The sequence below is a fragment of the Streptomyces sp. NPDC050164 genome, from assembly GCF_044459945.1.
Taxonomy (GTDB): Bacteria; Actinomycetota; Actinomycetes; order Streptomycetales; family Streptomycetaceae; genus Streptomyces; species Streptomyces coeruleorubidus_A.
The window spans coordinates 37,277-51,589 of record NZ_JBITJK010000024.1; the positions used below are offsets into that span (position 1 = coordinate 37,277).

The 14,313-nt window shown below is 72.8% G+C and carries 17 protein-coding genes and 2 pseudogenes; 8 read left to right on the forward strand and 11 right to left on the reverse strand.

Annotated features, from left to right (window positions below; all coding sequences use genetic code 11):
• Nucleotides 1–36: 36 nt before the first annotated feature.
• Nucleotides 37–1,041: an EamA family transporter gene (locus tag ACIBNA_RS27685; protein WP_399167997.1), complete on the forward strand. Its 1,005-nt coding sequence runs from the start codon at nucleotides 37–39 to the stop codon at nucleotides 1,039–1,041.
• A 228-nt stretch (nucleotides 1,042–1,269) separates the two neighbouring features.
• Nucleotides 1,270–2,220 (forward strand): DMT family transporter, encoded by a 951-nt coding sequence (locus ACIBNA_RS27690; RefSeq protein WP_399167909.1) that lies wholly within the window; start codon nucleotides 1,270–1,272, stop codon nucleotides 2,218–2,220.
• A 153-nt stretch (nucleotides 2,221–2,373) separates the two neighbouring features.
• Here ACIBNA_RS27690 and ACIBNA_RS27695 read toward each other — a convergent pair whose 3' ends face one another.
• Nucleotides 2,374–3,057 carry a pyridoxamine 5'-phosphate oxidase family protein gene (locus tag ACIBNA_RS27695; protein WP_399167910.1) on the reverse strand — a complete coding sequence of 228 codons (684 nt, stop codon included), beginning with the start codon at nucleotides 3,055–3,057 and terminating at the stop codon, nucleotides 2,374–2,376.
• A 35-nt stretch (nucleotides 3,058–3,092) separates the two neighbouring features.
• On the opposite strand from ACIBNA_RS27695, the gene ACIBNA_RS27700 reads away from it, so the two are divergent.
• Nucleotides 3,093–4,424: an aminotransferase class I/II-fold pyridoxal phosphate-dependent enzyme gene (locus ACIBNA_RS27700; protein WP_399167911.1), complete on the forward strand. Its 1,332-nt coding sequence runs from the start codon at nucleotides 3,093–3,095 to the stop codon at nucleotides 4,422–4,424.
• A gap of 377 nt (nucleotides 4,425–4,801) precedes the next feature.
• On the opposite strand, the gene ACIBNA_RS27705 is transcribed toward ACIBNA_RS27700, so the two are convergent.
• The gene (locus tag ACIBNA_RS27705) at nucleotides 4,802–5,740 is read right to left on the reverse strand and encodes a DMT family transporter (protein WP_399167912.1); all 939 of its coding nucleotides are present in this window, start codon (nucleotides 5,738–5,740) and stop codon (nucleotides 4,802–4,804) included.
• A gap of 75 nt (nucleotides 5,741–5,815) precedes the next feature.
• On the opposite strand from ACIBNA_RS27705, the gene ACIBNA_RS27710 reads away from it, so the two are divergent.
• On the forward strand, nucleotides 5,816–6,718 hold the full coding sequence (locus ACIBNA_RS27710) for a LysR family transcriptional regulator (protein ID WP_399167914.1): 903 nt from the start codon (nucleotides 5,816–5,818) through the stop codon (nucleotides 6,716–6,718).
• 73 nt (nucleotides 6,719–6,791) lie between these two features.
• Here the strand turns inward: ACIBNA_RS27710 and ACIBNA_RS27715 are convergent, their stop codons facing one another.
• A complete protein-coding gene (locus ACIBNA_RS27715; protein WP_399167915.1) occupies nucleotides 6,792–7,262 on the reverse strand; it encodes a pyridoxamine 5'-phosphate oxidase family protein in 471 nt (156 codons plus the stop codon).
• Nucleotides 7,263–7,398: 136 nt separating this feature from the next.
• Between ACIBNA_RS27715 and ACIBNA_RS27720 the strand changes: the two genes are divergently transcribed.
• On the forward strand, nucleotides 7,399–8,049 hold the full coding sequence (locus ACIBNA_RS27720) for a cysteine hydrolase family protein (RefSeq protein WP_399167916.1): 651 nt from the start codon (nucleotides 7,399–7,401) through the stop codon (nucleotides 8,047–8,049).
• Here ACIBNA_RS27720 and ACIBNA_RS27725 read toward each other — a convergent pair.
• Nucleotides 8,036–8,515 (reverse strand): Rieske (2Fe-2S) protein, encoded by a 480-nt coding sequence (locus tag ACIBNA_RS27725; RefSeq protein WP_399167917.1) that lies wholly within the window; start codon nucleotides 8,513–8,515, stop codon nucleotides 8,036–8,038. The genes ACIBNA_RS27720 and ACIBNA_RS27725 overlap by 14 nt on opposite strands.
• 266 nt (nucleotides 8,516–8,781) lie before the next feature.
• Entirely contained in the window at nucleotides 8,782–9,189 is a 408-nt protein-coding gene (locus tag ACIBNA_RS27730; protein WP_399167918.1) for a methyltransferase, read from the reverse strand.
• Between the two features lie 85 nt (nucleotides 9,190–9,274).
• Here ACIBNA_RS27730 and ACIBNA_RS27735 point away from each other — a divergent pair, with 85 nt between their 5' ends.
• Complete coding sequence (locus ACIBNA_RS27735) at nucleotides 9,275–9,631, forward strand: hypothetical protein (RefSeq protein WP_399167919.1); 357 nt, start codon at nucleotides 9,275–9,277, stop codon at nucleotides 9,629–9,631.
• Between the two features lie 223 nt (nucleotides 9,632–9,854).
• Here the strand turns inward: ACIBNA_RS27735 and ACIBNA_RS27740 are convergent, their stop codons facing one another.
• The 4 genes and pseudogenes from ACIBNA_RS27740 to ACIBNA_RS27755 form a co-directional block, all read right to left on the reverse strand.
• Nucleotides 9,855–10,406, reverse strand: coding sequence for a GNAT family N-acetyltransferase (locus tag ACIBNA_RS27740; protein WP_399167920.1), 552 nt, complete (start codon nucleotides 10,404–10,406; stop codon nucleotides 9,855–9,857).
• A gap of 325 nt (nucleotides 10,407–10,731) precedes the next feature.
• Nucleotides 10,732–11,071 (reverse strand): annotated as a pseudogene (locus ACIBNA_RS27745) (ArsR/SmtB family transcription factor).
• 22 nt (nucleotides 11,072–11,093) lie between these two features.
• Nucleotides 11,094–11,501 carry a (2Fe-2S) ferredoxin domain-containing protein gene (locus ACIBNA_RS27750; RefSeq protein ID WP_399167921.1) on the reverse strand — a complete coding sequence of 136 codons (408 nt, stop codon included), beginning with the start codon at nucleotides 11,499–11,501 and terminating at the stop codon, nucleotides 11,094–11,096.
• A 316-nt stretch (nucleotides 11,502–11,817) separates the two neighbouring features.
• Nucleotides 11,818–12,015: a hypothetical protein gene (locus ACIBNA_RS27755; RefSeq protein ID WP_399167922.1), complete on the reverse strand. Its 198-nt coding sequence runs from the start codon at nucleotides 12,013–12,015 to the stop codon at nucleotides 11,818–11,820.
• A gap of 23 nt (nucleotides 12,016–12,038) precedes the next feature.
• Between ACIBNA_RS27755 and ACIBNA_RS27760 the strand changes: the two are divergent.
• Nucleotides 12,039–12,452: pseudogene (locus ACIBNA_RS27760) on the forward strand (metal ABC transporter permease); the annotation flags it as partial.
• 43 nt (nucleotides 12,453–12,495) lie between these two features.
• On the opposite strand, the gene ACIBNA_RS27765 reads toward ACIBNA_RS27760, so the two are convergent.
• Together ACIBNA_RS27765 and ACIBNA_RS27770 are read right to left on the reverse strand one after the other, a co-directional pair.
• Nucleotides 12,496–12,906: a hypothetical protein gene (locus tag ACIBNA_RS27765; RefSeq protein ID WP_399167923.1), complete on the reverse strand. Its 411-nt coding sequence runs from the start codon at nucleotides 12,904–12,906 to the stop codon at nucleotides 12,496–12,498.
• Nucleotides 12,903–13,709 (reverse strand): class I SAM-dependent methyltransferase, encoded by an 807-nt coding sequence (locus tag ACIBNA_RS27770; RefSeq protein WP_399167924.1) that lies wholly within the window; start codon nucleotides 13,707–13,709, stop codon nucleotides 12,903–12,905. Before ACIBNA_RS27770 ends, ACIBNA_RS27765 begins: the two co-directional genes overlap by 4 nt.
• A 255-nt stretch (nucleotides 13,710–13,964) precedes the next feature.
• Between ACIBNA_RS27770 and ACIBNA_RS27775 the strand changes: the two genes are divergently transcribed.
• A complete protein-coding gene (locus ACIBNA_RS27775; RefSeq protein WP_399167925.1) occupies nucleotides 13,965–14,267 on the forward strand; it encodes a hypothetical protein in 303 nt (100 codons plus the stop codon).
• Nucleotides 14,268–14,313 lie beyond the last annotated feature (46 nt).

The following is a 14,313-nucleotide window of genomic DNA, read 5'->3' on the forward strand; positions in this document are numbered from 1 at the left end:
ATAAGGGATGACGCTCCTGTCATGGCCTGTCATCATGTGCCGGTGCGTACGTCTGACAGCAGCCCCGGCAGGCACGGCAAGGGCGTGGGCCTCGGCCTCGCGATCCTGTCCGCGGTCGCCTTCGGCGGATCCGGTGTCGCGGCCAAGCCGCTGATCGAGGCGGGCCTGGACCCGCTGCACGTGGTGTGGCTGCGCGTCGCCGGGGCGGCCCTGGTGATGCTGCCGCTCGCCGTGCGCCACCGCGCGCTGCTGCGCCGCCGCCCCGGACTGCTCGCAGGGTTCGGGCTGCTGGCCGTCGCCGGCGTCCAGGCCTGCTACTTCGCCGCGCTCTCCCGCATCCCCGTCGGGGTGGCGCTGCTCATCGAGTACCTGGCGCCCGCCCTCGTGCTGGGCTGGGTGCGGTTCGTGCAGCGGCGGCCCGTGACGCGTGCCGCAGCGGTCGGTGTCGTCCTCGCGGTCGGCGGGCTCGCGTGTGTCGTCGAGGTGTGGTCGGGGCTCGGTTTCGACGCCCTGGGGCTGCTGCTCGCACTCGGCGCGGCCTGCTGCCAGGTCGGCTACTTCGTCCTGTCCGACCAGGGCAGCGACGCCGGGGACGAGGCGCCCGACCCGCTCGGTGTCATCGCATACGGCCTGCTCGTCGGCGCGGCCGTGCTGACCGTGGTCGCCCGGCCCTGGGGCATGGACTGGTCCGTGCTCACGGGCACCGCGCGCCTGGACGGCACACCGGTCGCCGCGGTCGTCCTGCTGGCCTGGATCGTCCTCGTCGCCACGGTCGTCGCGTACGTCACCGGAGTGCTCGCCGTGCGCCGGCTCTCCCCGCAGGTCGCAGGTGTCGTGGCCTGCCTCGAAGCGGTCATCGCCACCGTCCTGGCCTGGATCCTGCTGGGCGAGCACCTGTCGGCGCCGCAGCTCGCCGGAGGTGTGATCGTGCTGGTGGGCGCGTTCATCGCACAGTCCTCGACGCCCGCGAGGGGCTCCGGACAGCCGGTGGCGAGCGGCGGCCCGGAAAGGAAGTTGTCCCGGCCCGGAAGGGCCGCATAGGGTGCCGATCATGCCTTCGAACGCGCTCGTTCTTCCGCCTCCGGCCGCCTGAGGCGGGCCCTCCGGAAACCGCGCCCGGCGTGTCACCGACGGGCCGAACGGTGCTGCCCGCAGACGAAGTCCGCGGACCCCGCTGATCCGACGTGATCCGGGGCCCTTCCCGAACTTCCGCGCACCAGCCGCCGCCGATCCCGCGCGGCGCGCCGTGCGCATCTGCGGAGAGAACACGTGTCGAACACTGTCTCCGGCCTGCCCGTAGGGCGAGGCCTCCTCTATCTGATCGTCGCCGGTGTCGCCTGGGGCACCGCGGGCGCGGCCGCCTCACTGGTCTACCAGGCCAGTGACATGGGGCCCGTCGCCCTCTCCTTCTGGCGCTGCGCCGCCGGACTCGTGCTGCTGCTCGCCGTCCGTCTCGTCCGGCCGCGCGCCCGGGCCGCCGTACGCGAGCCGCTGGGCCGCCGGGCGCTGCGGGCCGGGGTCACCGGACTCGGGCTCGCGGTGTTCCAGACGGCCTACTTCGCGGCCGTCTCCGCCACCGGTCTCGCCGTCGCCACGGTCGTCACCCTGGGCGCCGGGCCCGTGCTCATCGCGCTCGGCGCCCGGCTGACGCTCGCCGAGCGCCTCGGCCGGGGCGGAACCGCCGCCGTCACGGGTGCCCTCGCCGGGCTCGCCGTCCTCGTCCTCGGCGGCGGGGGCACGACCGTGCGCCCGTGGGGTGTGCTGCTCGCGCTGCTGTCCGCGGCCGGGTACAGCGTGATGACGCTGCTCATCCGCCGGTGGGGCCGCGACGGCGAGGCCGACGCCTCCTGGACGACCGTCTGGGCCTTCGCCGTCACGAGCCTGTGCCTGTTGCCGTTCGCCCTGGCCGAGGGGCTGCTGCCGCACACCGAGGAACCCGGCCGGGTCCTGGTCCTGCTGGCGTACGTCGCCGCCGTCCCCACGGCCCTCGCCTACGGCCTCTACTTCGCGGGCGCGGCCGTCATACGGTCGGCCACCGTCTCGGTGATCATGCTGCTGGAGCCGGTGAGCGCGGCGGTGCTCGCCGTCGTCCTGCTCGGTGAGCACCTCACGGTGGCGACGCTGGCCGGCACGTTGCTGATGCTGGGCTCGGTCGCGGGGCTTGCGGTGGGGGAGGTGCGTGGTTCGAGGGCGTCCAAGGAGCCGGTGATGCTCGTGTGACGACGGGGCGGGGAGCCGTGGTTCGCCGGCGGCTGCGGGCCGTCTGTGGCTGGTCGCTCCCCCAAGTTCTCGGCTTCGCTCGAACAGGGGGGACCCCCATCGCGGCGGAGCCGCATATCAGCACAGCCCCGCGCCCCTTAGGCCGCCGCGGTTTCACAGGGACTTCAGATACCGCGGCAGGTCGGTGCCGGGGGTCAGGCCGGGGTCGGCGATCGGAGCGCCGTAGGTCTTGCGCACCGGGACCACACCGGCCCAGTGCGGAAGGCCGAGGTCCTCCGGTTCGTCGTTCACGCCGCCGGTGCGGAGCTTGGCGGAGACCTCGTTCAGGTCCAGGCGGATCACCGCGGTGGCGGCCAGCTCCTTCTTGTTGGCCGGCCGCGAGTCGGCGGAGCGGCCCGGCACGACGTGGTCGACCAGCGCGTCCAGGGCCTGCCGCTTCTCCTCGGGGTCCGTCACGTCGTGGGCGACGCCGTGCACCACCACGGAGCGGTAGTTGATCGAGTGGTGGAAGGCCGAGCGGGCCAGGACCAGTCCGTCGACGTGCGTGACGGTCAGGCAGACCGGCAGACCCGGGTCTGCCTGGCCGGTCGCCCGCAGCGGGCGCGAGCCCGTCGAGCCGTGCACATAGAGCCGCTCGCCGAGCCGGGCGTACAGCGTGGGCAGCACCACCGGCGCGCCGTCGCGGACGAAGCCCAGATGGCAGACGTAGGCCTCGTCGAGTATCGAGTGCACCAGTTCCTTGTCATACGAGGCCCGGTCCGCCGAGCGGGTGGGGACGGTGCGGTCGGTGGGGGCGTAGGCGGCGGGTTGCGACGGCGTCGGCGTGGTCCCCTGCATGGCGCTCTCCATTGCACTAGTGCATAATTGGGTTTGTGCTAGGAGAGTATCGGATCAGCGGGCGTCGTGCAGCGGACATCTCCGCGAGCATCGAGGGGGCGGTGGGGAGCGGTGAGCTGCGACCTGGCCAACTGCTGCCGCCCATGCGGGAGTTGGCGGAGCGGCTAGGGGTGAATCCCAACACGGTCGCGGCCGCGTACCGGACGCTGCGCGAGCGCGGGGTCATCGAGACCGCGGGCCGGCGCGGCAGCCGGGTGCGGCCCGCGCCGGCCACGACCGGGCGGGACCACATCAGGGTCGACGTCCCCGAAGGCGTGCGCGACGTGTCCAGCGGCAATCCGGACCCGGCACTGCTGCCGGCCCTCGCGGAGGCGTTCGCGGCGGCGGCCGCCGAGGGCGACCGTGCTCCGGTCCTGTACGGCGAGGAGCCCGTGGATCCCGAGCTGGCCCGGATCGCCCGGGACGGGTTCGATGCCGACGGGGTGCCGGAAGGGCCGCTCGTCGTGGTCTCCGGAGCGCTCGACGCCGTGGAGCGGGTCCTGGCGGCCCACCTCAAGCCCGGCGACACCGTCGCCGTCGAGGACCCCGGCTGGGGCAGGACCCTCGACCTCGTCCCGGCGCTCGGGCTGCGGACCGTCCCCGTCGGCCTCGACGACGAGGGGCCGTACGCCGACGACGTACGCCGTGCCCTGGCGGCCGGGGCGCGTGCCCTGATCGTCACGGACCGGGCGCAGAACCCGACCGGCGCCGCGGTGAGCGCCACGCGCGCGCGTGCCCTGCGGTCCGTGCTCCGGGAGCACCCGGAGACCCTGCTCATCGAGGACGACCACGGGCACGGCATCGTCGACGTGCCCCTGAATCCCCTGGCCGGCGCCACCCGGCACTGGGCGTTCGTGCGTTCGGTCGCCAAGGCCTACGGACCCGATCTGCGCCTCGCCCTGCTCACCGGGGACGCCGTCACCGTCGACCGGGTCCGTGGCCGGCAGCGGCTCGGGCCCGGCTGGGTGAGCCGGCTGATGCAGCGGGCGCTGGTGCGACTGTGGGTCGACGGGGCGGTGGACACGCGCGCGGTGGCGGCGGCGTACGGGAAGCGCCGGGACGCGCTGGTCGACGCGCTCCGCCGGCGCGGTGTGGTGGCGCACGGGCGCAGCGGTATGAACGTGTGGGTTCCCGTGCCGGACGAGACCGGCGCCGTCGCGCGGCTGCTGCACGCCGGCTGGGCCGTCGTCCCCGGCGCCCGCTTCCGGCTGAGCGCACCGCCCGGCATCCGGGTCACCATCTCGACACTCGCCGAGGACGAGACCGAGGCGCTCGCCGACGCGATCGCCTCGGCCCTTGGGCCGGCTCCGGCGCGGAGTTACGTCTGAGGCTTTCGGGGTGGGGTCGCGGTGTCCGTGAACTGGCTGTGTCCGAGGGGGTGTCCTCGAACCGGGTTTGTCCGCGGCTTTCGTGAGGCTGGGGCGGCGGCGTCCTCGAACCGGCTTCGTCCGCGGGCGTCCGTGAGCCGGCTGGGGCGGCGTCCTCGAACCGGCTGTCTCCGCGACGTCCGCCGAACCTCCCAGACTCGAGGTTCGGCGGAGCCGCGACGTCGGAGGCGTCCGCCGGAGCCTGCGTCCGAGGCGTCTGCCGAACCGGTCCGGGCGGGGTGTCGGGCGGGGAGGTTCGGTCGGGGGCATCAGGCGTAGAGGGGCCGCCAGGGGCTCGGGCGTAGAGGTCCGGCCGGGCCATCACGCGTAGAAGACCTCTACGCCCGAGCCTTCGGCCGTACCTGCGTAAGTGCCGCGCCGATCAGGACGATCACCGCCCCGACCGGGGTCGACCAGGTGAGCGACTCGCCGAGGAGTGCGACGCCCGCGGCCGTGGCGATGACCGGGATGAAGTACGTGACCATCTGGGCGGTCGTCGGTCCGACCTCGGCGACCAGGCCGTACTGGAGGAGGACGGCGAGGCCCGTGCCCAGTGCGCCCAGGGCGGCGATCGCCAGCAGCGGGCCGACGGACAGGCTGGTGGGCAGGGTGGTGAACATCGGGGTGACGACGGCCAGTTGGACCGTGGCGAGGAGCAACTGCGCGCCGGTCATCGACAGGTGCGAGTGGCTGGTGCCGGCCAGGGTGCGGCGGACGTAGATCCAGCCGATCGGGTAGCTGAGGGAGGCCAGCAGGGCCAGCGCCGTGCCGGTGGCGTCCAGGCCGTGGAAGCCCTGCCAGGCACCGAGCACCGTGAGCACCCCGAGGAAGCCGAGCCCGAGCCCGGCGACCCGCACCCTGGTCGGGCGGTCCTCCGACAGGGCGACCAGCGACAGCGCCATGCCCCACAGCGGCGAAGTCGCGTTGCAGATGCCCGCCAGTGTGGACGGGATGGTCAGCTCGGCGTACGCGAACAGCGAGAACGGCAGGGCGTTGAGCAGGAACGCGGCGACCGTCAGATGCCCCCAGGTACGCGCCCCGCGCGGCAGCCGCTCGCGGCGCACCGCCATCGCGGCGGCCAGCACCGCCGTACCGAACACCAGTCGGCCGAGCGTGACTTGGAACGGCGCGTACCCTTCGGTGCCCACCTTGATGAGGAGGAAGCTGAAGCCCCAGATCAGGGACAGGGCGGCGAAGCGGAGACGCCAGTCGAGGCGGCGGCGGGGGCGGTCGTCCGAGGGGATGGTGACCCGGTTGGGAGTGGTGACGGTGGTCATGGCAGTCACGATGCCGGGCGAGAACCTCGTAGGACAACCGAGATTTCGCACCCGGTATTGCGTAGCATTGCTTACGTGTTGAACCTGGAGCGCCTGCGCACTCTCGACGCCCTCGCCCGGCACGGCTCGGTCAGCGGCGCGGCCGAGGGGCTGCACATCACGACGTCCGCCGTCTCCCAGCAGCTGTCCAAGCTGGAGCGGGAGGTCGGGCAGCAGCTCCTCGCCAAGAACGGCCGGGGCGTGCGGCTCACCGACGCGGGCAGGCTGCTCGCCGAGCACGCCGCGCGCATCCTGTCCCAGGTCGAACTCGCCCAGTCCGACCTGGAGGCACAGCGTGGGCAGGTCGTCGGCGAGCTGAGACTGTCGGCGTTCCCGACGGCCGCCCGTGGCCTGTTGCCGCTCGCGCTGTCCGCGCTGCGCGAGCGGCATCCGGCGCTCCGGCTGCGCTCCTGCGAGCTGGAACCGGAGGCCGCCCTCGCCGGGGTGGTGCGCGGCGACCTCGACCTCGCCGTGGTGCTCGACTGGTACAACAAGCCGATGGCGCTGCCCGACGGCCTGGTCAAGGCGCCGATCATGGACGACCCCGCCGATGTGGCCATGCCCGCGGACCACCGGCTCGCCGGGCGGGACGAGGTGGACCTCGCGGAGTTCGCCGACGACGAGTGGATCACCTGGGGCGAGGGCGAGTTCTGCCACGAGTGGCTGATGTTCACGCTCCGCTCGAAGGGCATCGAGCCGCTCGTGGGTCACCGCGCCGCCGAGACCCACACCCAGCTCGCGCTGGTCGCCGCGGGCCTCGGTGTGTGCGTCGCCCCGCTGCTCGGCCGCCGCCCCGTGCCCGCCGGGGTCGTGACCGTCCCCGTCAGGCAGCGGGTCCGGCGGCACGTGTACGTGGTCTGGCGGGCGGACGCCGACCGCCGCCCGTCGATCCGGGCCGCGGTGAAGGCCCTTCAGGCGGCGGGGGAGAGCCTCGACTGAGCGCGGGCCGCGGCGAGTGCCGGGGCCGCCCGGCGCAGCGCCTCGGCGCGGGGCGGGGCCGGGGGTGTCTCACCTACTGCGCCGCCAGCTTGCGGAAGTCCCAGGAGACGATCTTCTGCGGCGTCAGACGCAGCCAGGCGTGCCGCCCGTCGTGCGGCATCTCCTCCAGGCCGAAGTTCTTCCGGGCGAACAACGTCTCCGGGACGTCGAGTTCGGCGCGCAGCTCGCCGGTGCGCGGGATCTCGCCCACGAACTCGACGGCGCCCGAGAGCTCCACGCCGCGCAGCTCGTCGTACTCCTCGCCGGTGTCGACGACGATCGCCACCCGCGGGTCGCGCCGCAGGTCGGTCCACCGTTTGCTGCGCACGACCGAGTACAGCCACATCGAGGTGCCGTCCCAGGCGAACCACAGTGTGCTCACGTGCGGGGCGCCGTCGGCCGACACCGTGGCGACCCGGCAGGTGCGCTGTGTGACGAGGAATTCGTCCAGCTCGCCAGGTGTCATCATGATCTTCCGGCCCCGGCGCTGCTGAGTGACGGTCATGCTCCCCCTCTTTCTTCTCTCACGTCGTGTCAGAGGAGATCCTCTGACATCACGTCAGAAAAGGATGGGTTCTCTTCCGTCCCTGCGCAATGGTGGCTACGCTCGCGCGCCCAGCCGCCGGCGCCCAGGGGGAACCGTGCCCGCGTACGCAGAGCTCAGCGAACTCCTCGATCCGCGGACCACCGTGCTGCTCACCGTCGAGTGCCAGGAGGGCGTCGTCGGAGCGGACAGCGCACTGCCCGAACTCGCCGCGGAGGCCCGCGCCGGCGGGATGCTCGCCAACGTCGCCCGACTGGTGGCCGCCGCGCACGCGGGTGGCGTCCAGGTCGTCCACGCCATCGCCGAGCGCCGCCCCGACGGCCGCGGGGCCAGCCGCAACGCCCGCCTGTTCCGGGCCGCCGAACGCCTGCCCGTCCAGCAGTTGTCCGGCACACCGGCGGTGCGGGTCGCGGCCCCGATCGAGGTCGCCGACGAGGACCTCGTCGTACGGCGCCTGCACGGGCTGTCACCCCTCCAGGGAACCGATGTCGACCCGCTGCTGCGCAACCTCGGCTGCCGCACGCTGATCGTCACCGGGGTCTCGGCCAACGTGGCCGTTCCCAACGCCGTGTTCGACGCCGTGAACCGCGGCTACACCGCCGTCGTCCCGGCGGACGCCATCGCGGGAGTGCCCTCGGACTACACCCCCGCGATGATCCGCCACACCCTCGCGTTGGTCGCCACGGTCGCGACCACGCACGAGGTGCTGGCGTGTCTGGAGCGCCCGCGCGGGATCAGGCGAGCGTGATGGAGTCGCCGTTCACGGTGATCTGCTTCGGCTCCAGCGGTTTGACCGCGGGTTTTTTCTTCACGCTGCCGTCGAGGATGGAGAACTGACTGCCGTGGCAGGTGCAGGAGATGATGTCGTCCTTGAGGTCCACCATCGGACAGTCCTGGTGGGTGCAAACCGTCGAGAACGCCTTGTACTCGCCCGCGGTCGGCTGCGAGACCACGACCTTCTCGTCCTTGAAGATCTTGCCGCCTCCCTCGGGGATGTCGGCGGTCTTCGCGAGCACCGCACCGCCGGCTCCCGCTCCGGTGGACGAGCCGCCCCCCTCGTTCGTCGCGCCGCCGCCCTGTTCGGTGGACGGATCGGACGCCTTGTCCTCCGATCCGCACGCCGTCAGCGCCGCGGTGAGCCCTGCCGCGCCCACCGCCGCCACGAGGGCACGGCGGCTCGGTCCCGACATCGGCTGAACTGATTCGCTGGTCATGCTGACGTTCCTTCCGGGGATTCGTGATCTGCCGAGAGGTACGGCCCCTGTGGACCGGCTGTTCAGGCAACGTCGAAATCCTGACTGCTTCGCGCAAGGACATGGGTAAAGCGGGGCTGTCGGTTCGCTGTCGGGTTCCGGGGCGCCGCGGCGAGGCAGCGCGGTCGGCTTATTGAAAATGATTTCGTACTCGCGCTCGGCGGCCGGTACGCGGCGTTCTGGGGCGAGCGGGAGCGGACGAGTGGGTGGCGTCTGGCGGCGCGCTCCTAGAAACGCGGGGAAACCCGGCGACGGGCGGCACGGTGGGGAACCGTGCCGCCCGTCGCCGTATGTCGGTGCGTTCCCGGCCGCCGAAGAGCACCAGGAGCCGGAGGTCCATCGCGGCGGCCACGTCGGCGCGGCGGCCCTCGGTGACCAGGTTCTCGACAATGAGGGTCTCCCCGCTGCAGGCCGCCGCCTCGGCGCAGGATGCGCAGGGCTTCGTCGTCGTTCCAGTCGTGCAGCACCCAGGTGAGCAGATACAGGTCGGCCCCGGCCGGCAACGGGTCGAAGAAGCTGCCGGGGCGTACGGATGCGCGCTCCCCGAGCCCGGCGGCGGCCAGCGCGCGGCCTGCCTCCTCGGCCGCCTCCGGCAGGTCGAGCAGTGTGCCGCGCAGCCCGGGGCGCGCCGTCAACAGCCGGGTGAGCAGGACCCGGGGTCGCCGCCGACGTCGACCACGTGCCCGCGCTCGGGCCAGGCGTGGGCCGCGACGACGTCCGGTGCCGCGAACCTCGTGCCTGGTCAGTGCGCCCGCCCATGCCGTCCGGGTCGAACCAGGCCCGCAGGCCGAACGCCCCGCTGTCCTTGAGGAGTTCGGCCGCGGGCGTCAGGGCGTAGACGTCCTCCTCCGGCTCGGCGAAGACACCGCGACCGGTCAGGACACGCATCATGCGGCGCAGGGCGTCCGCGGCCCGGGCGAGGTCGGGCAGTGCGGTGTGGCCCGCGGCGATGTACTCGGCGGTCAGGGGAAGTACGGGATGGGCGCAGGAGAATGGGAGGAGACCTGCGAAAAGCTCCGCAGCGTGGCCCCGCACCTGCGCCGCAGCCCGGACGCCCCGCCCGCGCAGCCGCGATGAGGGGCCGGACGCCCGCGGCGGCCCTGGTCCTGGTGCACGGCGGCTGCCTGCGCGCTCGACGGCTTCCCTGCTCTCGTCCGCGCGGCGATGCGCAGGCGCCTGCCGCTCCGGTCTGTCACCGCGCCCGGCTGGCGCCGTCGCCCGCTGGAGCTACTGCCGCGACCTGCCGCCCGGCACGGCCGACCACGTCCTGTCCCCGAACGGAAGGAGTGCGTGCGCGAGTTCAGAGACTGAGGCTCATCAGGATGTCGTCACGGTCGTCGCCAGGGGCCACACGCAGCGCACCTGGCCAGCGGCCCACCTCCGTCCATCCCAGGCTCCGGTAGAAGTGCTCCAGGCCGAGTCCTTCTCGCGCACTGAGCTGCAGCCGTTCCAGTTTCATGTCCTCGACGGCGATCTCCCGGACGCGGGTCATGAGGGCAGTGCCGATTCCCCTTCGACGGCAGTGAGGGTGCGTCTGGACGTGGTTGACCACCCCGCAGTGCGCGACCAGGGGATGAAGGTCCCGACGAATGATCAGCCAGCCCGCGAGCGATCCGTCCACGGTGGCGACGAGCAGCCTGCCGCGCTCCGGATCGAGTCCGGCGATGAGCCGTTCCGCCGCCGGAGCGACGTCACGCACGCTGACCGGAGGCAGGGGAATCCCGGGCGCGATCACCGCGCCGCCCGCGTTGATGACGGCTTCCCAGCAGCCGACCAGCTGTCTTCTCAAGTCCGGCGTGATCTCGTGCGGCCGGGTTATCTGCAGGAACTCGGGGGAGTTTGGCACCGTCATGGGATCAGCCTTCCAGACGAGCCGGCGGACCAGGACGGCGGTGCCGTCGTCGAGGCCCGGCAGGGTGCCCGCCTCTGTTTCAGCCCGCGCAGCCGTGGGCGGTGGGCTGACAGCCGGTGCAGACGCCGGTGAGTTCGACGGTGTGCTCCACCGCGGCGAACCCGGAGTCGGCGGCGATTTTCCCGGCCCACTCCTCGACGGTCAGTCCGACGGTCAGTTCGCGAGAGCATCCAGAAGGGCCGACCGCCGGCGGGTGGGCCGCTGTTGGGTCATCGGGTCGTTCACACCGGGATTCACCCCCAGAGCGCGAAGATGGATGTGCTGGTCAGCCGGGGTCCCGCACACCGAGCCGTAGATGCTCGATGTGGTGGACCGCCTGGTCGAGGAGCTGCGCCACGTGGTCGTCGTAGAGGCGGTAGACGATACGGCGGCCGTCACGCTGCCCGGTGACCAGGCCCAGGGCGCAGCAGCCGCAGCTGGTGGGAGACCGCGGACTGCTCCATTCCCACGGCGGTGGCGAGTTCGGTGACCGAGTACGCGGACCGGCGCAGGGCGGTGAGGATCAGCAGTCGGGAGGGCGTGGCCAGCGCCTGGAGTGTGGCAGCGACCGAGACGGCGGTCGACTCGTCGAGGCGGGCGGCCGCGATGACGTCGCGGCCGCCCACGGCGTCGCCGGGAGGCACCGGATCACCGGCGTGCACGGAGCCGTGCCTCGCGCGGTGGGCGGATGAACTGCAGTTCCAGTGTGGCCGGGGGCTGCGCCGTCCCGGGACCGCCGTCGGCGGCCCAGCGCAGGACGTCGTCCGTGACGTCGTCGTCCATGGCGAAGCCGATCCAGGTCGCCCGGCCGCCGGCCCGGCGCCCGGCGGCGGAGGGCTGGACCACGATGACGTTGGCCTGGTCGCAGGGGCCGAGGCAGTCCGTCGTGCGAACCTGGAAGCCATGCTCGGCCGCTGCGGCGCGCAGCCGGTCCAGCTGCCAGGAGTGGTCGGTGTCAGGATGCTTGCGCGGGTTGCCGCAGCAGCAGCCCCGGCAGACGACGAGCGTGCACGGGCGTGCGCGCGCAGCGCCGACGGTCACCGAACGCGGGCTCACAGGGCGGTCCTGGAGGGCACCCCGTACGCCCGGATCCGGTCGTCCCGGTAGGCGGCGATCAGCAGGTGCGATCCGGCGCAGGCCAGCGCCGCGACGGCCGCGTTCATGAAAATAAAATCCATATCCATATGAACGATAGCTCATGTGTAGGTGGGTTTGCGAGACCGAGGTGGGTGGAGGTGCCCGGCCGCGCGGTCGGCGTCAGCGCACGCGCCGTTCCTCCAGCGGCGCGGCCCGCAGACGTCCGGCGGCATCACTCGGCAGGTGTGGGGTGGGAACGGGCCGTACCCACCTGGGCGTTCACGGCGGAGGGCGTCTACCGGCTCACTCTCACCGTGACCGTCGGCGGCGCCAGGGACACCGAGGCCCTCGCCGTGGTCGTCGGGGACGACATCGACCCGGCCGAGGTACTGCCGGGCGACGGCACGAGCCCGGCGCCCGGCCACCCGACGGGCTCGGCCACGCCGTCGAACAGCACGACCCCGACCGCCACCGCACCCACCGCGCACGTCATCGACAACGGCCACATCGACCTTCGGCAAGGAACTGGTCGCCGTCAGCCTCGACCGCGAAACGGCACGCGCCGCGGTCCTGCCGGTGTTCCGCCTCGACCTGGCGCTCTACCTCGTCGTGACCACGACGATCGTGATGTCCCTGGAGGCGGTCGGCAACATCCTCGTCCTCGCCCTGCTCATCACCCCGGCCGCCACCGCCCGCATGCTCACCGAACGACTGTGGGCGATGACCCTGCTGGCCTCGCTCATCGGCTGCGCGGGCAGCGTCGCGGGCCTGTACGTCTCGTACACGTACGACCTGGCCGCCGGCGGCTTCGTCGTCGTGGTCCTCACCGGCCTGTTCGCCCTCACGTGGTGCCTGGCTCCCCGCCACGGGCTCCTCGCGAGGCTCGTCGGGCGAACGGGCAGGGCCGCCCCCGTACCCGCCGGACGATGACACCGCCCCGCCGGCCCCCGCTCTGACGACGGGCCCGTTGCCGCTACCGCTCCGAACGGCGGGACGGTCGTACGGCCAGCAGACGGCGCGGAGGGCGGCGCCCTTGGCGCAGGCCCTCCGTCAGCCAGTCGGCCAGTGCCTGCGACTGGTCCGGTTCCGTGAGCGGGCCGAAGGCCAGGGCGGGTCCGAGCGGCGTACGGTCCCGGGTGCACGGCTGGACCACCACACGGTGCCCGGCGCGCGGCACCTGGTTGCCCTCGTGGTGCGGGCAGTGCAGGTGCCGGCCCAGACAGCCGGTGGCGACCAGCAGCCCGCCCGGCACCTGCCGGGTAGCGGTGCGCAGTGCTTCGAGGACGCGGCCGTCCGCCGCGCCGCAACCGCCCTCGGCCCGGCAGATCGCGGCCGTGAAGCCCTCGGCCTGCCGAGCGGCGGTGTGAGAGGGCCGCTGGGTCATGCCACGGCCGTCCCGGTCAGGATCCGTACGTCCAGGTCCGTCACGCCGGATGCCTCCAGCGCGGCGGTGAAGTGGGCGCGCACGCGTTCCACCGCGGCGGGCGCGAGCCCGTTGAGCAGGGCGCGGGTGCCGCTGCCCACCGCCAGGTCCCAGGCGGTCGCGGGCGTCAGAGGCACGGCCAGATCCCGGCGTACGACCCGGGCGCCGCTCAGCCCGAGGCCCTCCAGCCAGGCGGCGAGCGTGTCGGAGGTGTCGATCCGGGCCAGTTGGGGCGACTGCGACGAACCCGGCCATTCACGCTCCGTCTCGACGGCGCTCTTGAACGCCTGCCCCCAGCCGCCGAGCGCCCCCTTCTCCCACACGGTCACCGCGAGCCGCCCACCCGGTCGCAGAAGCCCGGCGAGCTTGGCGGTGTCGCCGTCCATGTCGGGGAAGAAGAACACGCCGAGGGCGCACTGCACCAGGTCGTAGCCGCCCTCGGGCGCCGCCCATGACGTCACGTCGTGCTGGTGGAACCGCAGGCCGGCCAGGCCTTCCTGCCGTGCGCGCCGCTCGCCGAGCGCGACGAGGGCACCGGAGAGGTCGACCGCGTCGACCAGTCCGCCGGCGCCGACCGCACGGGCGGCGGGCAGCGCCGACGCCCCGGCCCCGCAGCAGGCATCGAGCACCCGTTCGCCGAGGGCCGGGGCCGACACCTCCGCCGTGGCCCGCCCCACCCGGTCCCACAGCAGCGGCGACCAGCGGTGGAACTCCTCGGCACCCGCGCTGAACACCTCACCGATCGTGGCCTGTTGAGCGGTCACGGGCACCCCCGGAGAGTAAAACGATTGTCGTTGTCGTCAACCTAACTTCCCGTAGTGCTCGCTGAACACCCTGGGGTGGGGTCCGAGGGGCGTTTCGCGCGTGGCGGGACTGATGTCAGTGGAGTTGCGGTGATCTGCGTGTGAAACGTAGGTGGCGGCTCAGCGGGCCATGCAGGAGTCGCTATATGTTGATGTCGCAATTCGTCGTCCGGGGCAGGTCCGCGGGCGGCCGGAAAGGCAAGCGAGGAGTCCCCCATGTCCACCGCCACCGACCACCGCACGCACGATGGGCACACGCACACCCACGGTGAGGGCTGCGGTCACGTCGCCTTCCCGCACGGCGATCACACCGACTACGCGCACGACGGCCACATCCACCGGGTCCACGGCGACCACGTCGACGAGTGCGCCCCTGCCGGTCATGCCGCCCATGACGACCACGACCACCAGCACGGTGAGGGATGCGGCCATGTCGCCGTGCCGCACGAGGATCACACCGACTACCTGCATGACGGTCACCGCCACGCCGCTCATGAAGGGCACTGGGACGACCACTGACGGATCGGCCTCGCCTCCGTAGGGTCGTCTTGCAGAGGCTCGTCCT